This window comes from Nostoc sp. 'Peltigera membranacea cyanobiont' 210A, assembly GCF_002246015.1.
Taxonomy (GTDB): domain Bacteria; phylum Cyanobacteriota; class Cyanobacteriia; order Cyanobacteriales; family Nostocaceae; genus Nostoc.
The window spans coordinates 333,180-350,470 of the sequence record NZ_NOLJ01000003.1 but is presented as its reverse complement, the minus strand read 5'-3'; the positions used below and the strand labels follow the sequence as shown (position 1 = coordinate 350,470).

At 43.0% G+C, this 17,291-nt stretch carries 14 protein-coding genes and 2 pseudogenes; 8 read left to right on the top strand and 8 right to left on the bottom strand.

The genetic code is table 11. The annotated features are described in order from the left end of the window. Positions 1-135 precede the first annotated feature (135 nt). Positions 136-545, bottom strand: a pseudogene (locus CDG76_RS39595) (Crp/Fnr family transcriptional regulator); the annotation flags it as partial. On the opposite strand from CDG76_RS39595, the pseudogene CDG76_RS10655 reads away from it, so the two are divergent. Beyond that, positions 532-1,341: pseudogene (locus tag CDG76_RS10655) on the top strand (aldo/keto reductase); the annotation flags it as partial. The pseudogenes CDG76_RS39595 and CDG76_RS10655 overlap by 14 nt on opposite strands. 3 nt (positions 1,342-1,344) lie before the next feature. On the opposite strand, the gene CDG76_RS37240 reads toward CDG76_RS10655, so the two are convergent. After that, positions 1,345-1,488, bottom strand: a complete 144-nt coding sequence (locus CDG76_RS37240) for a hypothetical protein (RefSeq protein WP_190240819.1) — start codon at positions 1,486-1,488, stop codon at positions 1,345-1,347. A 295-nt stretch (positions 1,489-1,783) separates the two neighbouring features. On the opposite strand from CDG76_RS37240, the gene CDG76_RS10650 reads away from it, so the two are divergent. After that, on the top strand, positions 1,784-2,455 hold the full coding sequence (locus CDG76_RS10650; protein ID WP_094349002.1) for a glutathione S-transferase family protein: 672 nt from the start codon (positions 1,784-1,786) through the stop codon (positions 2,453-2,455). A gap of 175 nt (positions 2,456-2,630) precedes the next feature. Here the strand turns inward: CDG76_RS10650 and CDG76_RS10645 are convergent, their stop codons facing one another. Next, on the bottom strand, positions 2,631-3,644 hold the full coding sequence (locus CDG76_RS10645; RefSeq protein WP_094349001.1) for a zinc-dependent alcohol dehydrogenase family protein: 1,014 nt from the start codon (positions 3,642-3,644) through the stop codon (positions 2,631-2,633). 176 nt (positions 3,645-3,820) lie between these two features. Beyond that, entirely contained in the window at positions 3,821-4,843 is a 1,023-nt protein-coding gene (locus CDG76_RS10640) for a tetratricopeptide repeat protein (protein ID WP_094349000.1), read from the bottom strand. A gap of 623 nt (positions 4,844-5,466) precedes the next feature. Here CDG76_RS10640 and CDG76_RS10635 point away from each other — a divergent pair. After that, positions 5,467-7,347 carry an ABC transporter ATP-binding protein gene (locus CDG76_RS10635; protein ID WP_094348999.1) on the top strand — a complete coding sequence of 627 codons (1,881 nt, stop codon included), beginning with the start codon at positions 5,467-5,469 and terminating at the stop codon, positions 7,345-7,347. On the opposite strand, the gene CDG76_RS37235 is transcribed toward CDG76_RS10635, so the two are convergent. The 4 genes from CDG76_RS37235 to CDG76_RS10620 form a co-directional block, all read right to left on the bottom strand. Further along, positions 7,344-7,517 carry a hypothetical protein gene (locus tag CDG76_RS37235; protein ID WP_190240818.1) on the bottom strand — a complete coding sequence of 58 codons (174 nt, stop codon included), beginning with the start codon at positions 7,515-7,517 and terminating at the stop codon, positions 7,344-7,346. The two genes, CDG76_RS10635 and CDG76_RS37235, sit on opposite strands and share 4 nt — an antisense overlap. 120 nt (positions 7,518-7,637) lie before the next feature. Next, complete coding sequence (locus CDG76_RS10630; protein WP_094348998.1) at positions 7,638-8,339, bottom strand: acetoacetate decarboxylase family protein; 702 nt, start codon at positions 8,337-8,339, stop codon at positions 7,638-7,640. Positions 8,340-8,538: 199 nt separating this feature from the next. Then, positions 8,539-10,467, bottom strand: a complete 1,929-nt coding sequence (gene dnaK, locus CDG76_RS10625) for a molecular chaperone DnaK (protein ID WP_094348997.1) — start codon at positions 10,465-10,467, stop codon at positions 8,539-8,541. A gap of 485 nt (positions 10,468-10,952) precedes the next feature. Next, positions 10,953-11,768, bottom strand: a complete 816-nt coding sequence (locus tag CDG76_RS10620; protein WP_094348996.1) for an SDR family oxidoreductase — start codon at positions 11,766-11,768, stop codon at positions 10,953-10,955. Positions 11,769-12,078: 310 nt separating this feature from the next. Here CDG76_RS10620 and CDG76_RS10615 point away from each other — a divergent pair, with 310 nt between their 5' ends. The 5 genes from CDG76_RS10615 to CDG76_RS10600 all read left to right on the top strand — a co-directional run bounded on the left by CDG76_RS10615 (position 12,079) and on the right by CDG76_RS10600 (position 17,200). Then, entirely contained in the window at positions 12,079-12,369 is a 291-nt protein-coding gene (locus CDG76_RS10615; protein ID WP_223265208.1) for a DUF4915 domain-containing protein, read from the top strand. Further along, positions 12,366-12,647: an integrin alpha gene (locus tag CDG76_RS38245; protein WP_223265207.1), complete on the top strand. Its 282-nt coding sequence runs from the start codon at positions 12,366-12,368 to the stop codon at positions 12,645-12,647. Before CDG76_RS10615 ends, CDG76_RS38245 begins: the two co-directional genes overlap by 4 nt. After that, positions 12,634-13,623 (top strand): calcium-binding protein, encoded by a 990-nt coding sequence (locus CDG76_RS10610; RefSeq protein ID WP_223265206.1) that lies wholly within the window; start codon positions 12,634-12,636, stop codon positions 13,621-13,623. The genes CDG76_RS38245 and CDG76_RS10610 overlap by 14 nt, the downstream gene beginning before the upstream one ends. 160 nt (positions 13,624-13,783) lie before the next feature. Continuing rightward, a complete protein-coding gene (locus tag CDG76_RS10605) occupies positions 13,784-15,499 on the top strand; it encodes a HAMP domain-containing sensor histidine kinase (protein WP_094348995.1) in 1,716 nt (571 codons plus the stop codon). A gap of 198 nt (positions 15,500-15,697) precedes the next feature. Beyond that, positions 15,698-17,200, top strand: a complete 1,503-nt coding sequence (locus CDG76_RS10600; RefSeq protein WP_094348994.1) for a sensor histidine kinase — start codon at positions 15,698-15,700, stop codon at positions 17,198-17,200. The last annotated feature ends 91 nt before the right edge of the window (positions 17,201-17,291 follow it).

Genomic DNA, 17,291 nt, shown 5'->3' with positions numbered 1-17,291 from the left:
AAGGAGAAAATTTAAGAATCAGATCCTAATGTCAAAAGGTGTATTCTCTAAAGAAACACGGGGACAATCTAAAAAAGCTTAAATGAACACACTTTTTCGAGTCTGTGCAGTTTCGTATTAGAAGCTTAAAAGAAATTATTTTTGCCTTTTATGGGGCTTATTGCCCAATAAACGAACAAATTCGTTTTCTATAATCTGATAACATTCGCAGGAGGTTTTTTCTAAAGCTTCTCGATGCAGGATGTTAATCTGACCACGCTTGTAGGTAATCATTCCGGCTTGGCTCAGAGTGCTAAGCTAATCAGCATTAAAGTTGCATAATTAGGGCGGGCAAGATGCCCACCCCACAAGACATTGAGAAAATTTTAATATGCAAATTAAATGTGTTTTAGCTTAGCTGCTTTAGTGACACCAGGGCGACGTACACCTAACATTTGGGCAATAAATTCTTGTGTAAGTAGAAATTCCTCTGATTCGAGACGATCGGAAACTGTCAGTAACCAGCGAGCCAACCGCTCCTCTAGTTTATGAAGACGGTTGCAGGCTATTATAGCTACTAAAATTGCTGGCCCTGGTCGAGGCTTTAAATGGGTACGTGGAGGAGCCAAAGCAATCGATCGTGATAATATCAAACAAGCTGTAGATGATAGTTTAAAAAGATTACAGACAGATTATATCGATCTGTATCAAATCCACTGGCCAGATCGCTACGTGCCACGGTTTGGACAAACGGTGTTCGATCCGACTCAGGTGGGAGAAACGGTTCCCATTGCTGAACAGCTAGCAGTTTTTGACGATGTAATTAAGGCTGGGAAAATTCGCTATATCGGTTTGAGTAACGAAACCCCTTGGGGAGTTGCCCAGTTTAGTAACGCTGCTAAACAATTAGGATTGCCCAAAGTTGTTTCGATTCAAAATGCTTACAACTTGTTGAATAGAGTATTTGATGGAGCCTTAGCAGAAGCAGTTTATCACGAAGAAATTGGGTTACTAGCTTATAGTCCTTTAGCATTTGGCTTCTTAACTGGCAAATATCTCAACGGCAAACCAGAGAAAGCCAGAGTCACTTTATTTGAAAATTTTGGTCAGCGCTATCTGAAACCGAAAGTCAGTCAAGCTGTGTCAGCTTATATAGAAATTGCCAAGCGCCATCAACTAAGTCCAGCGCATCTAGCCTTAGCATTTGTGCGGAGTCGTTGGTTTGTGCCTAGCACAATTATCGGTGCTACCACATTGGAACAACTGAAAGAGAATTTAGAAAGTGTGAATGTAGTTCTCGACAAAGACATTTTGGAAGAGTTGGATATAGTTGATGCTCAGTCGCCAAACCCAGCACCATAAGAGTTATCCCGGATTTCTCACGCATAGTGTAGGCAGAGGGGGAAGAGGAGTGTGGGGAGTGTGGGGAGTGTGGGGGGTAAGACTTCTTCCCCATCCTCCCACACCTCCCACACCTCCCACACCTCCCACACCCCTTGGATTTCTCACTAGTGAGAAATCCAGGTTATGAGTAGTGAGTGCTGAGTGCTGAGTAGTGAGTGTGAATTGTTCAGAAACGAGTCAAGGCAAGTTTGTAGTAAGGACTTTAGTCCTTATTTTCTAAGCACTAAAGTCCTTACTACGAACCTTTGATTATTAAAAGTTTGGTTAGTGTCGATAATTTTTCACGCTACATTCGCTTCAACAAGAGTTTGCGACACTAACAATTTAAGATTTGGGATTTTGGATGAAAATTCAATTCCCAATGCTGATTAACAAGTCCTATTTACCAAGGAACTTAAACATGGCTGATATTAAAGTATACAGTGCAGTTGTTTGTCCTTATGCTCACCGTACCCGCTTGGTACTCCAAGAGAAAGGCATCGACTTCGATTTGATTGAGATTGATTTGCAGAATAAGCCTGAAGGGTTTACCAAAGTTTCCCCCTATGGTAAAGTGCCTGCAATAACTCATGACGATAACCGAGTTTGGGAGTCAGCAGTAATTAACGAATATCTTGATGAGGTATTTCCCAATCCACCACTGTTACCTAGTAACCCCATTGATAGGGCACAAGCTCGCATCTGGATCGATTTTGCTAACACCAGATTCGTTCCCGCTTTTTCTACCCTGCTGCGGAGTTCAGATCCCGAAAAACAAGAAGAAGCTAAACAGGAACTATATAAACACCTGGAATTCATTGAAAACGAAGGTTTAGCAAAGCTTTCTGGAGAAGGCCCTTACTGGTTTGGTGAATCTATCAGTTTGGTCGATTTCACCTACTTCCCTTGGTTTGAGCGCTGGGCTGCACTGAAGCAGTATCGCGGCTTTGGAATACCAGAGCAATTTACCCGTCTACGCCAGTGGAAACATGCTTTGAAAGAGCGTGAGTCTGTGAAAGCGATCGCTCACTCTAAAGAATTCTACATCGAGCGATATGCTAAATTCGCTGCGCCTACTCTCGCTGCTGTTTAAATGTAATTCATAATACCAATTCAATTAATGATTGCAATACATCCTTGGGTAAAGACGCGATGAATCGCGTCTCTACAAATGGTCTATCTGTCGCATTCTTTTCTCCAATTGGTATAACTATGTTTCAACTGGGAATTCAAACCCCACTTGAAACATAGAATTAAACTCTTTAAAATTACGAATTGCGAATTACGACTTTACCGAAGTGAGCCGCGCTTTTGAGGTAATGATAAGCCTCTCGTGCTTCAGTGAAGGGAAAAACTCGATCGATAATCGGTTTGATTTGATGCTGTTGCATCGCCTGATTCATCGCCTCAAACATTTCTCGACTACCAACATAAATCCCCTGAACTGTTAAACTCTTAAAAAGTATTGGCATAGGGTCAATCTCATTTCCTCTGCCAGATAATACGCCAATCAAACTAATACGTCCTCCAATGCGGGCTGCTTGTAACGATTTTGGCAGAGTACCTGCACCGCCTACCTCAACTACATGATCTACACCCGTGCGATTGGTTAATTGATAAACTTGCTTTTCCCAATCTGGTGTTGCTTTGTAGTTAATTGTCTCGTCAGCACCAAGCTGTTTGGCTCGCGCCAACTTTTCATCACTGCTAGAAGTAATAATCGCTCTCGCACCATGTATCTTAGCAAACTGGAGAGCAAAAATTGAAACTCCTCCAGTACCGAGTAATAAAACACTATCACCTGCACCAATATTGCCTTTTGTTACTAGTCCATGCCAAGCTGTGACTGCTGCACAGGGTAAAGTTGCGCCTTCAATGTAGGATAGGTAATCAGGTAATATTACTAAACCATCTTGGTGTAATACGACATACTCAGCTAGCATTCCATCGATACCGCCTCCGAGATCGGATTTCATTTTCTCTTTGGTTAAAGAGCCATAAATCCAGTCTTGGAAGAAAATACCAGCGACGCGATCGCCTATTTTTACCCGTGTCACACCTTCCCCCACTGCCACAACTTCTCCCGCACCGTCAGACATGGGAATTAACGGATATTTCTGTCCAGCACCGTAAGCTCCTTCAATAACCAGCAGATCGCGATAATTTAAGGATGTTGCCTTCACTTGGATCAGAACTTGTCCAGGTGCGGGTTTTGCTTGGGGGCGATCGACTAATGCCAGGGCATCAATTCCGGCGTTGCTTTGAATTTCGTAAGCTTTCATAGATGTTTTTCTTCTAGCTACAACTTTGGTATTGTAGCTAGGGTAAAAAAGAATCTAGAGACGTAGCACTTGCTACGTCTCTACAAGGGTTTTGCATAACGCATATTTAATTTCACTAGTAGAGTTGCCCTCATCCCCTAACCCCTTCTCCCAACATGGGAGAAGGGAACTGGAAGCTATAGAGAATCTATGAACTGCTGTACTTTTTCTAAAAGTGGCTGATATTCAATTTGCTCTGCTAACTCTTGGGCATTTTGGTAGCACGATCGCGCCATTTTTTTGCGTTTTGTAGTGGCGTAAACGCTTCCCATATTTAGCAAGGTTGAAATTTCTCCGAGATTATCGCCGAGTTCTTGATAAATCACAATGGCTTGCTTGTAGAACTTCATTGCTTGGCGATGTTCTGCCAGGGTGGTGTAGGTAAAACCAATGTTGTGAAGGGTTGTTGCAACACCTGCGCGATCGCTAATTGCTCGACGTGTCAAAAGAACTTGATAGTAGAGCAACAGGGCTTGTTTTGGTTGTCCTAAATCATGATATACAGAAGCAATATTGTTTAAGGTCGTTGCTTCTCCAAGCAAACTCTTCACAGCTCGTTGAATTGGCAGTGCTGCTTGAAAAAATTCTAGCGCTTGCTCAAACTTGCCTAAGACATTGTAGGCAAACCCAATGCCATTGAGCGTTGTTGCCTCACCAGAAAAGTCACCTAACAATCGGCGCATCCTCAAAATTTGGTGTTGTAGCAACAGTGCCCGTTTTGGTTCTCCTAACCGCGTATAAATTAGCGCGACATCATTAAGAGTAGAAACTTCACTTTGGGTATCTTGCGATCGCCTAAAGATTGGCAGTGCTTTGTCAAAATATTCCAACGCTTGCGAAAAGCGTCCAAGACGGCTGTAGGTAGAACCCAGATTGCTAAGTGCAGTGGCCTCTGCTGGCGTGTTGCCAATTTCAACAGCAACCGAAAGCGCCTGATAAAAGCGCTCTAATGCTTTTTGAGGTTGCCAGCAACTGAGGTGAGCTAAACCGAGGTCGTTTAATGTATAACCTTCTCTAGCTCGGTCTGGAATTGCTCTAGCCAAGTGTAAATTTTTGGTTGCAAGGTCGAGAGATTCCTGAAATTTCCCTCGCTGGTAGTAGCGGTTTGCTTCATCACGACGTTGTTCCCACTCTTTGACTTGATTTAAAGGTTGTATCATCTGACCTCAGTTGCATTCTGCGATAAGTAGGCAAGACATCTCTTGGGCATGAACCCCTCTTAGGTTTCCCAAATTTTCACCTCGATCTTCTATCTTTAGATATAAGACGTAAACAGATAAGTATGCTATTGTTTCATACTTACAGGAATATTTATGAAGCAATTAATACAAATACTGTAGGGGCGCATAGCAGTCATTGGTGTCAACTTAACGCTAAACCCGCTTGGTGACAACGTTTTGCCCTCACCCCCAGCCCCTCTCCCATCCGTGAGAGGGGAGCTAAACATTCAATTCCCCTTCTCCCAAGGGAGAAGGGGTTAGGGGATGAGGGTGTGAAGGATTTGCAAAACGCCTGTCTGATTTGGTTCGTCAATGATTCTGTGGGCTGCGGTTGTGAATCGTTTTGAGCCGCCAAATTAAATTAAACAGTGGCAACATTTCTGGGTAGGGGACTGATAGTTTTAAGATTGCAAAATGTAAAGGAAATCATCCAAATCTTGAGGAATATCGGGTCTTAGTAGTAATCTTGCAGTCTCTATCTCAGGCATGGTATCAGAGTAGAAAAATAAACGCTACTTTAAACAAGCGTGTTTTTTTCCAAACATTAATATAATGCTCTTACTATGAGCATCTACCAATCTCTCAAAAAATCTTATACACCAGATCGTCGCCGTGAGAATGACTGGCGGTTATTTTTGCGTTTGGTGCCTTATGCCCGTCGTAACGGACGGCTACTGGCGCTGTCGATGTGTCTACTCGTACCGATCGCACTAGCTAATGCCGTACAACCTTTCTTGATTGGCCAAGTAATCTCCTTGATTCGTAACGAACCAAGCACTTACGAATTTTTCAGGAATCGTCCCTTCTCGCAAGGGCTGAATATCCTAGAGGGATTACTGGTAATTGCGATCGCCATCCAATTGATGTTGACAGGTTTTCAAGGTTATATAGTCCAAAAGCTAGGACAACAAATCACCGCAGCAATTCGCCAAGACTTATTTCAGCATGTAACATCTCTAGCAGTGCGCTTTTTTGACCGCACACCCGTAGGTAAATTAATTACCAGAATCACCAGCGATGTGGAAGTGTTAGGCGATGTCTTTTCGACTGGGGCGGTTGGCATTATATCCGATTTGTTTTTAATGCTGGTGACTTTGGGTTTAATGTTTTCTATCCAGTGGCAACTTTCTTGCTTGCTGGTATTGATGCTGTTACCAACTAGCTGGGTAATTGTTTACATTCAAAAACAGTACCGCAAAGCCAATTACAAAGGGCGAGAAGAACTTTCGACCCTGAATTCACAGCTACAAGAAAATGTGCTTGGTATTAACGTCGTACAGTTGTTCCGTAGAGAAAAATTTAATGCCGAATTGTTTCGTGCGACAAACAGCCACTACACTCAGCAAATGGATAAAACCATCTTTTATGATTCATTTGTTTCCGCAACCTTAGAATGGATTGGACTGATTGCGATCGCAGGTGTTTTATGCGTGGGTGGTTGGTTGCTGTTTGAAAAAAACTTGACTTTCGGGACTTTATCGACATTTATATTGTATGCCCAGCGATTATTTGACCCTTTAAGGGCTTTTGCCGAAAAATTTACAGTAATTCAAGCTGGTTTCACTGCCATTGAACGCGTAGGCGATATATTAGACGAACCGATAGAAATTCGCGATCGCGCCAATGTTCGCTTCTCAATATTTGATGCGAAATTTGGCTACATAGACGAAATCCTAGCAAATCTAGAATCCCCAGACCTCACTTCTCCCCCAGAACTGGGAGAGATTCGCTTCGATCATGTCTGGTTTGCTTACAAAAATGATGATTATGTAATTAAAGACTTAGATTTCACCATTCACCCTGGTGAAAAAGTGGCATTAGTCGGCCCCACCGGCGCGGGTAAAACTTCCATTATCCGTCTTTTGTGCCGCCTCTACGAACCCACCCAAGGACGCATTCTCATAGATGGCGTTGATATTCGGGAAGTACCACAAGCAGAACTGCGGCGTTACATGGCAGTAATTTTACAAGAAGGCTTTTTGTTTGCTGGCGATGTTAAAAGCAACATTTCTTTAGGAGATGGCTACACCATTGAACAGATTCAACAAGCAGCCGAAGAAACCAACATTGCCCAGTTTATAGAAGAATTACCCCAAGGTTATGATACTCAACTTCGAGAACGGGGCACAAATATTTCTAGTGGTCAAAAGCAACTTTTAGCCTTTGCGCGGGCTGCCATTCGCAATCCGCAAATTTTGGTACTAGATGAGGCTACCGCTAGTTTAGATGTTGGCACAGAAGCTTCAGTTCAAGAGGCATTAAATCAGCTTTTGCTCAGACGTACCGCCATTATTATCGCTCACCGCTTGTCTACAATTCGCAATGTAGACCGGATTTTTGTTCTCAAGCGTGGCGAATTAATCGAACAGGGAAGTCACGAGCAACTACTGCAACAAGGAGGGCTTTATGCCACTTTACATAACTTGCAGATGTTGGGAAGTTAGTATATTTTATAATCCCAAGGTGGAAAATAGCGATCGCTACATTCGCCGCAGCCATTGCCTAAAATGATGCTGTTCTTGAAAGTGCGATCGCATAAAATAATACCAATTTGAAAAAAGAATGCAACAAATAGACCATTTGTAGAGACGCGATGCATCGCGTCTTTAGCCAAGGATGTGTTGCAATCATTAATTGAATTGGTATAATTAGGTCATTGCTATTACTAAATTTTATTAAGAATCCATTTCGGTTAAGTGTAAAAGGCTAAGAGAAAAGGGGAAAGAAAAAACCTTTAACCCTTACCCTTTTCCCTTTTCCCAAAACCCGATTCCGAATTAAAAATGCCTAACCGAGAAGTATTCATACCCATCTGACCTACCACTTTTGGCCCATCAACCCGCAAACTCATCTGCTCATAGCGCACAGTTAACCAAGGCTGACCTAAACCTATTCCAGAAAAAGGACTTTCGGCGGGGATTTCTAACTTAGAACCAATCAAACCTAATACAGACTCCACTTCAGCAGGGAACATCAGCAAATCGGCACCCTTGACGCTGAAACTAGAGGCACTTAACCACTGTCTCCATGCAAAGCTTTGTTGATTATAATTAAGACTACACAATTTCCGGTTTTCCTGATGCACAGTAACATACTTTCCTTGTTCCCAGGTAAACTTAGCTAGTTCCTTTGGTAGTCCCCAAATTTCTCGACCACCAGCCACCGAATCAGCATTATCTACATAAATGTGAGAAATCCAAGCGCCGATTTTGCTCTGGTAATTAACCAAAGCTGGGACAACAATTAACTCGCTGTACTCCAGTACCGAGCCTGACCCGTAATTAGATAAATACACGCTACCGAGAGTTTTACCAGGCCATACAGAAATAATTTCTAACTCTAAGGGAATCAAACGGCGCACTTGGTCAACATTTACCAAATGCAGAGTTTGGATGGCATAACCTTGGAGTATCCAAGGTGCTTGTGGATATGACATAAGGGAGTTAGGAGTTGAGAGTGAGGAGTTAGGAATAAAGTTAAGAATTAAGATCAAGAGTTACCAATATTAGTTCTAGTCTAACTCCTAACTCCTAACCCCTAACCCCTAACTCCTAAAAAAAATCCCCACCCAGGCATTTGCCTGAATGGGTAATATGAGGTCGAACAAAACAATCTTCCCAAAAGAAGTAGAGGAATTATTTGCTCTCTGTAAAATCAGCGTCAATCACATCGTCGCCGTTACTAGAACTAGAGGAACTGCTACTATCTTGAGGTTCACCACCAGATGTAGCACCAGCACCCGCACCGGCACTAGCACTAGCACCAGCTTGTTGATAGATGTTGCTACCAACAGCGAATAACGCTTGTTGCAATTCTGGTGTGAGCTTCTTGATTTGCTCATCGTCTTCTTTAGCAACTGCTTCCCGCACTTCTTTCACTAAACCTTCGACTTTAGTCTTGTCAGCATCGGGAACTTTATCGCCCAATTCTTGTAACTGCTTTTCAGCTTGGTATGCCAAAGAATCGGCTTGGTTCTTGCGTTCAATCTTTTCACGCCGCTCTTTATCAGATGAAGCGTTCTGTTCAGCTTCTCTTACCATCCGGTCAACGTCATTTTTATCCAGAGTGGAAGCGCCGGTTATGCTGATGGACTGTTCTTTACCAGTACCTTTGTCCTTAGCGGTGACGTTAAGGATACCGTTAGCGTCAATGTCGAAGACCACTTCAATTTGAGGAACGCCACGTGGTGCAGGAGGAATACCATCGAGGCGGAAAGTTCCCAAGCTCTTGTTATCGTTAGAGAATTCGCGTTCACCTTGAAGAACGTGAATTTCTACGTTAGTTTGTCCATCCACAGCGGTGGAGAAGACTTCCGATTTCTTGGTAGGAATTGTGGTGTTGCGGGGGATAATTTTGGTCATCACGCCGCCCAATGTTTCCACACCCAAAGATAGAGGTGTTACATCTAACAGCAAGATGCCAGTTACATCACCAGCCAGTACGCCGGCTTGAATAGCTGCACCAACTGCTACAACTTCATCAGGGTTAACACTTTGGTTGGGGTCTTTACCCAATACCTGCTTCACAATCTGGTGGACTGCGGGAATCCGGGTAGAACCACCAACTAACACCACTTCGTCAATATCGCCTTTGGTTAACTTGGCATCGCGGAGGGCGTTTTCCACAGGAATACGACAACGGTCGATTAAGTCAGAGCAAAGTTCTTCAAACTGAGCGCGAGTCAGGGTTGTATCCAGGTGCTTGGGCCCGTCCTGGGTTGCGGTAATAAATGGTAGGTTAATTTCTGCTTGGGTGACGCTAGAAAGCTCAATTTTGGCTTTTTCTGCGGCTTCCGTCAGACGTTGTAAAGCTTGTTTGTCTTTCCGCAGGTCAATACCTTCGGCTTTCTTGAACTTCTCAGCTAAGAAGTCAACTATTTTTTTATCAAAGTCGTCACCACCAAGGTGGGTATCACCAGATGTGGCTAGTACTTCAAAAACTCCGTCTCCTACTTCCAGCACGGATACGTCGAAAGTACCACCACCAAGGTCAAAGACTAGGATGGTTTCGTTACTCTTCTTGTCAAATCCATAAGCCAGAGAAGCAGCGGTAGGCTCGTTGATAATCCGCAGAACTTCAATCCCGGCAATTTTCCCAGCGTCTTTTGTCGCTTGTCGCTGGGAATCGTTGAAGTATGCGGGAACGGTGATTACAGCTTGGGTTACGGTTTCACCCAAGTATTTGCTGGCATCTTCAACTAGTTTGCGAAGAACTTTTGCAGAAATTTCTTCAGGAGCAAACGGTTTACCAGCGATTGGACAATCTAATTTGACATTGCCGTTGCTGCTGAGAACTTTGTAAGAAACTTCCGTAGCTTCATTACTAACTTCATCGTAGCGGCGACCGATAAAGCGTTTGACTGAGTAAAACGTATTTTCGGGGTTCATCACCGCTTGGCGTTTGGCGATTTGTCCAACCAAGTTGTCGCCATTTTTCGCAAATGCGACTACTGATGGCGTTGTCCGAAAACCTTCAGCATTAGCAATTACTGTGGGTTTACCACCTTCCATCACTGCCACGCAGGAGTTCGTTGTTCCTAAGTCAATTCCAACTACTTTTGCCATTTTAGGTGCTGGCTCCGTATAACTACAAATGAATGAATGAGAATATAAAGCACTAAATTTTGAACCAACAGGGTCAAGAAATCAGCCAGTTCAGCATGAACACCTTTGTTTTGGCTTTCCTGGGGTTAAAACTCCAGACTATGCTGATATATATACTGAACCTTAGTGGTAGCCAGTCCATGAAGGGTGGTTTCCCGAACCTTGCTTGGGACGGTTAAACTAACTAAATTGTGTTTTTAGTTGGTTCATGGATTAATTTGTCTTCACTCTGTCTAATGTAGAAGAATTAATACTTTCAGTAATTAGGGTGAACCGTAACGTCCGAGTGGTGTTTGCCGTCTTTTGAGGCAATAAACTACAGAAGCAGTGAGGATTGGGCATGGGGCATAGGGTATGGGGAGAGAATAATAACTCAGCACTCAAAACTCAGCACTCAGCACTCAGCACTCAAAACTCAGCACTCAGCACTCAGCACTCAGGAGTTACTAAATCCCAGAAAAAAGAGTTTCCCAGTCAATTACAGGTGGTCTTTGTCCTTGGTTGACTATTTCAAAAATTTTCCTAGAACTACTTGGCTGAAAAAGGCATTCTACACAAGCGTTTGCTACGTCAATCCGGCTGGCATCTCCCGAAAGTGTATCCCCAGTGCCTATAACCACACCGTATTTACCCCCAGTTTTTGCCTTAAGGAGGGTGTTGAGGTCGTATGAGGTATAGGGGCCGTCAATGAGGCGTCCTGGGCGGATAATGGTGTAGGGCAATCCTGAATTAATAATGGACTCTTCACCTTTTTGTTTGGCATCCAACACGCCAAAACCATTAAGAATACTAAAAGGAAACTGATTTTTACGGAGAATTCCACAAGAAGAGACGAAAACGAATCGCTTCAAATTCTGGGGTGCTGCTGCTACTAGATTGCTGACACCTTCAGCATCGATTTTTGCCGGACTATTTTTTGCTTTTGCTTCACTAGATTTGGGATTAAGGAAAATAATTCCCCATTCAATCAAGTTCGGGGATTGGTCAAACTCCCATCGCGCAGAGGGAAAGGCAGTAGTTCCAGTACAATTGATGATGTGGGTAACACCTGGCATTGCAGCTGGCAATGTAGCTGGCTGGCGGATATCGCCAACGACAATTTCCACTTTTTGGTTAAACATCTCTTCAGCTTTTGCAGCATTGCGTGTCAGAACGCGAACTTTTAAACCCTTTTCGAGTAACTTGCCTACCACTAATTGCCCGACTCCACCTGTAGCACCAGCAACTAGTACCAAATCTTTAGCTGAATCAAAAGAAGTCATAAAGTGCCCTTGAGATAGTCTATTGCTAATCTACCTAAAAAATACGATGTCTACGACAAGCTGTGACGCTCGATAGCGCAGCGTTAGCGACGCAAAAGCGTCTAACTCGCTAACGGATATAAAGCTTGGATGAACGTGATTATTGCTTGTGCAAAGATGTTCTCAAATTATATATAAAAATAGTTTATGTATGTTTTAGCACAATTTTATATCACAAAATTATTACTGGCACAAGAGAAAATTAGGTTTTTGTCAAAAGACAGGCAAAATTTGACAACGTATCAAGTTTTCAATAGACGAATGAAATACTATGCGTGGTTGTGCATTTCATGGCGACTTTGCGATCGTTGGAGTTTCTCAGCCCAGGCATAACAAGACTTTTAGTGGTTTGCCTCTAGACGAAAAATTATTTCAAAAAAATGCTGAACCTCGCTGTGGGCTACTGGTAATTGACCTGAAAAGCGGTGATATTGTGCATTCCCTGCGAATGGAGGGAGTGGTACTGGAATTATACGACGTGGTGGCGCTACCAGGGGTGCGTCGTCCAATGGCGATCGGCTTTAAGAGTGATGAAATTCGACGGATGGTAACGATGGGATGAGAGACGTGGAATTTCAAGTCTTTACAGCCGACAAACAACACAACGAAGGAGAATCAACAACAATGGTTAATGCAGTTTTAAATCTATCCGAGCTTAATGGCAGCAACGGCTTTGTGATTAACGGCATTGATTTGGGTGACTTCTCAGGCAGTTCTGTCAGCAATGCGGGGGACATTAACGGCGACGGCTTCGACGACCTGATTATCGGGGCAATAGGTGCCGACCCCAATGGTCAGGGTAATGCAGAGGAGAGCTACGTAGTGTTTGGCAGCCAATGATACCATCTCCGGTGGCAAGGGCAATGATACTTTTGTCTTCCGCCTTGGCGATGGTGATGACACTATCACCGATTTTGCTGGTACTGGTATTGGCTCAAATCCATCAGCAACAGCGATCGACCAACTGGATACGTTGCAATTTATTGGTAGTGGTTTGACTGCCGATAAATTGCAACTTACTCAAAATGGTAATAATTTAGAACTCACCTTTTTAGATGCGGCTTCTACGAAAGTTACCCTGCAAAACTTGCAATTAGAAAACCTGGATAACCTACCAAAAAATGGTTCACGACCAGCAATTGGTAATATCTTGTTTGATGGACAGACCAGTGTAACTGACAGTTTTGATGTCTACAATGCCAACTCCACTCAAACTAATCTTTTTAACAAGAACACTGTTACCTTCCTCAATGACCTTAACAATAACGTCGCGGGTTTTGACAACTCTAACGATGTAATTAATGGTCAAAGTGGTAACGACATCATTAATGGTAATAGTGGTGATGACCTATTGCGGGGCGGAGAAGGCGATGATATTCTCATCGGTGGCAGAGGCGATGATGTTCTTATCGGTGGTGTAGGTGCTGACTTTTTCGTTTACAACAGCAATGTTGAGTTGACTAGCACTGTTGTTGGTGTTGATGCGATCGCTGATTTCAACAGTTCTGAAGGTGACAAGATTGTATTGGATAAGACTACCTTTGGTGCGTTCCCGCTTCTCCTGTCGGAGACGCTACGCGAACGGGTTGCCGTAGGCATCGCTTCTGCTGCGGGAACAGGTTTTAGTAATCTCAATGATTTTCAAATCACTAATTTAGCGGGGACTAGCACGGCAAAAATTGTCTACGATCCCGTGATTGGGCAGTTATTCTACAACCAAAATGGCAGCGCGGCTGGTTTTGGTAGTGGTGGTTTATTTGCAACTTTAACTGGTGCGCCAACTCTCAGGGCATCAGATTTTGTGTTGCAAGCATAGTTTGTCCAAAACGGAGTTCCAAAAAGAACCAGATTAAAGATTTGGCTAATGGCTGTTGATTCTGTAGCTTTCAGGCTGATAAGTGGGAATTTTAGGAAAAGGGCAAACTCCCGAAAACTGAATTAGCACAGTAGTCAGCACTTAAGGTTTTGAGCAAGGAATGAAAATTAGTCAGAAATTAATTTCGGGAATTTTAGGAATAGCTACTCTCTCAGTAATTACTGGTGCGATTAATGCTCATCAACAATTGAAGATAGCTAAATATATTGCTCAACAAGAGGCTGAAGAAGTTGCTGGACTAGTGGGATATTTCGTAAGTCATGAACATGATGAATACCACGGAATGGAATCGCGAGATAAGATGCTAACTGAATTGCAAGAGCATGTTATCTCGCTACACAAGAAACGTCAGCGCGATTTGGAGATTGTAGACCGCAATAAAATCATTCTGGCAGATGTAGTTCCAGAAGACATTGGTACGAGATTAGATCACGATCCCAATAATGAAGTTAGTAAAACTATTCAAGATGATATACCAAGAACATACATTGAGTTCAGTCCTTCGTACCCAAATGGGATTCGATTAATTGCTGTTCCTTTTAAGACTGGCAAAGGTGAAACAATTGGTGCAGTAATTCTAGAATATACACCGCTTTATGAAGCAGCCCTAGCAACAGCCCATAAAAATATTGTTGCCACGTCGGTTATCAGTTTGGTATGTGGCATACTGGCACTATTATTAGGCTATTTGATTTCTAGAAGCATTTCAAAACCGATTAAACAACTCCAAGAAGGGGTGGTAAATCTGACTGAAGGTAAGCTGGATACCAGAGTTAATATTCGCTCCCAGGATGAGATTGGCGAGTTAGCTACCTCCTTCAATAAAATGGCAGACGATCTGCAACATTCCAGAGATGAGTTGGTCAATGCTAACGAACAATTACGAGATGAAATTGTTGAGCGTCACCAGGCAGAAGCAGAACTTCAGCAAGCTCTGAAAGACCTGCAAAAAACCCAAATTCAATTAATTCAATCTGAAAAAATGTCGAGTCTGGGTCAACTAGTGGCGGGAATTGCCCATGAAATCAACAATCCAGTTAATTTTATCTACGGTAACATCCAGTACACTGATGATTATACTCAACAGCTGCTGTTGTTAATTAAGCTTTATCAAAATTATTATCCCAACCCAGAGCCAGAAATTAAAAATGCTCACGAAGAAGCAGATATTGAGTACCTAATAGAAGATTTACCTAAGATGTTAACCTCAATGAAGATGGGGGCTAAACGCATTCGGGAAATTGTTCTCAGTCTCCGAATTTTCTCTCGTTTGGATGAAGCTGAGTTTAAAACGGTTGATCTCCATGAAGGAATCGAAAGTACTCTGTTAATTTTGCAACACCGTCTGAAATTACAAAATAATCGCCCTGAAATTAAAGTGGTTAAAGAATACGGTGAAATACCTCAAATTCAGTGTTTTGCAGGGCAACTGAATCAGGTATTTATGAATCTCTTGGCAAATGCAATCGATGCTTTAGAAGATTGTTTCCAAAAAGAAATTTGTCCAAATCCCTTGATTCGCATTTCTTCTGAACAGGTAAATGAAAATGTAATTATTCGGATTGCTGATAATGGAGTAGGAATTCCCCAAGAAATTCAGTCGCGTTTATTTGACCCTTTTTTCACCACGAAAGCAGTTGGGAAGGGGACTGGCATGGGTCTATCAATAAGTTACCAGATAATTACTGACAAGCATGGTGGATCTTTGCAATGTATTTCATCACCGGGACAAGGTGCAGAGTTTGTAATTAGAATCCCAACTCGAGTAGCGAAACCAGCACAATTATCAGTCGGCGATCGCCACGCCTATCGGTAAAAGTCAGTGCCAATGTTTTTCAGCCCCTAAGTGCCTAGGCGTAGCCCGTCGTAGACATCGCAGTTAGAGGGGAATTGCTCCTGAATTGTTCGGTTCTACCACTGTCACCAGTATACAAATAGCTATAACCTCTTAGATAGTAGTGAAATGTCTAACCTAGACGCTGTTAGTCACTCTTGAATTAAGGGGTGAAAGCCTGTGTACCAATGGATATTGCCAAGCCTGAGCGAAATCTTGGCTGAAAATCAATCAAGTGTGGCAGAATGTTCACCTGCTAAAGCAGAGCAGCAGTGGCGTATCAGCCTCGCAGCGACAGAACATTTGCTATTAAATACTTTAGCAGACGCTTCAGTTAACACAACCCAAGGATTAGTTTTAGCTGCACCAGCACCCTTGTTTAGTCAACCAAAATTGACTCAAAGTTTACAAACAGTAACTTTTACAGCAAAACCATTTAACCCTTTGGCGCTGATGCCATTTCAGATGCCAGGTGCGATACCTGCGGCAGACTACGCCAACGCATTTGTAAATGAAGACATTGCTCCCCATGATTCGGTACTTCCTTTACTACCTGCCGATCCTCTAGGTGCAGAACAGTTTTGCTTAGTTTTTACAGATAAATTTAGATTAGTGCTGGTTTTAGCAACCCACAAAAACGGTAAAAAAACCTTTTCATTTTCTTTTGAGCCAGAGATAGTGCAGCAGGCTTGGCGATCGCTAGGGGCACGCGTAATGCTGGCTAATCCAGAATTTTTCGCCCGCTTGGACGCATTAGTAGAACAGTATTCTCCGGTAGCACCAGACTACCGCATGATGATTCACTTTAGCCAGTTGTTGCTTCAAGAATTAACAGAACCAGAAGAGACTAGAGAATCTTCACTAGGGACTGGGGAAGAAGTAGGGGAGCAGGGGAGCAGAGGAGCAGTGGAGCAGGGGAGAAGAGTTTTCCCCAATCCCCAATCCCCAAATCCTGATGTAGAATTGCTCCAAGCCTTTGCTCACGAAGTTCGCACACCTTTAACAACTATTCGCACCATGACTCGTCTGCTGTTGAAGCGGCGAGACTTAGATGCTAGTGTGATCAATCGCTTAAAAGTTATCGATCACGAGTGTACCGAGCAAATTGACCGCATGGAATTGCTGTTTAAGGCCGCAGAACTAGAAACTACTGCCTCAGCAAAATCGTCAAAGACTCAACTCACACCGATGTCTTTAGATCAAGTGTTGCAGCAGAGTATTCCCCGGTGGGAACAAGCTGCGCATCGGCGGAACTTAACTTTAAATGTTGTTTTACCCCAGCAACTACCGACAGTGGTAAGCAATCCTATCATGTTGGATCAGGTTCTCACTGGTTTGATGGAAAATTTTACTCGCAGCTTACCCGCTGGCAGCCATATTCAAGTACAAGTTATCCCCGCTGGAGATCAACTGAAGTTACAATTATCGCCTGAATTCCGGTGCAAAGATTCAAATAAAGCCACTAGATCTGCAACACCACCAATTCGCAAGGCTCTAGGTCAACTGCTAATGTTCCAACCAGAAACAGGTACGATTAGTTTGAATATCGCTGCAACCAAGCATTTGTTTCAGGCGATCGGTGGCAAACTAATTGTGCGTCAACGCCCACACTATGGGGAAGTGATGACGATTTTCCTGCCTTTAGAAGTTAGCAATAAAGAGAAACCGATAGTCACGAATTAGAGATATAGCAATCCTAAATGAGATTGTGAAAATTTTTGTTATGGTCGTCCTTGGTCATTTGTCATTTGTGACTACAACGGACTAATGACAA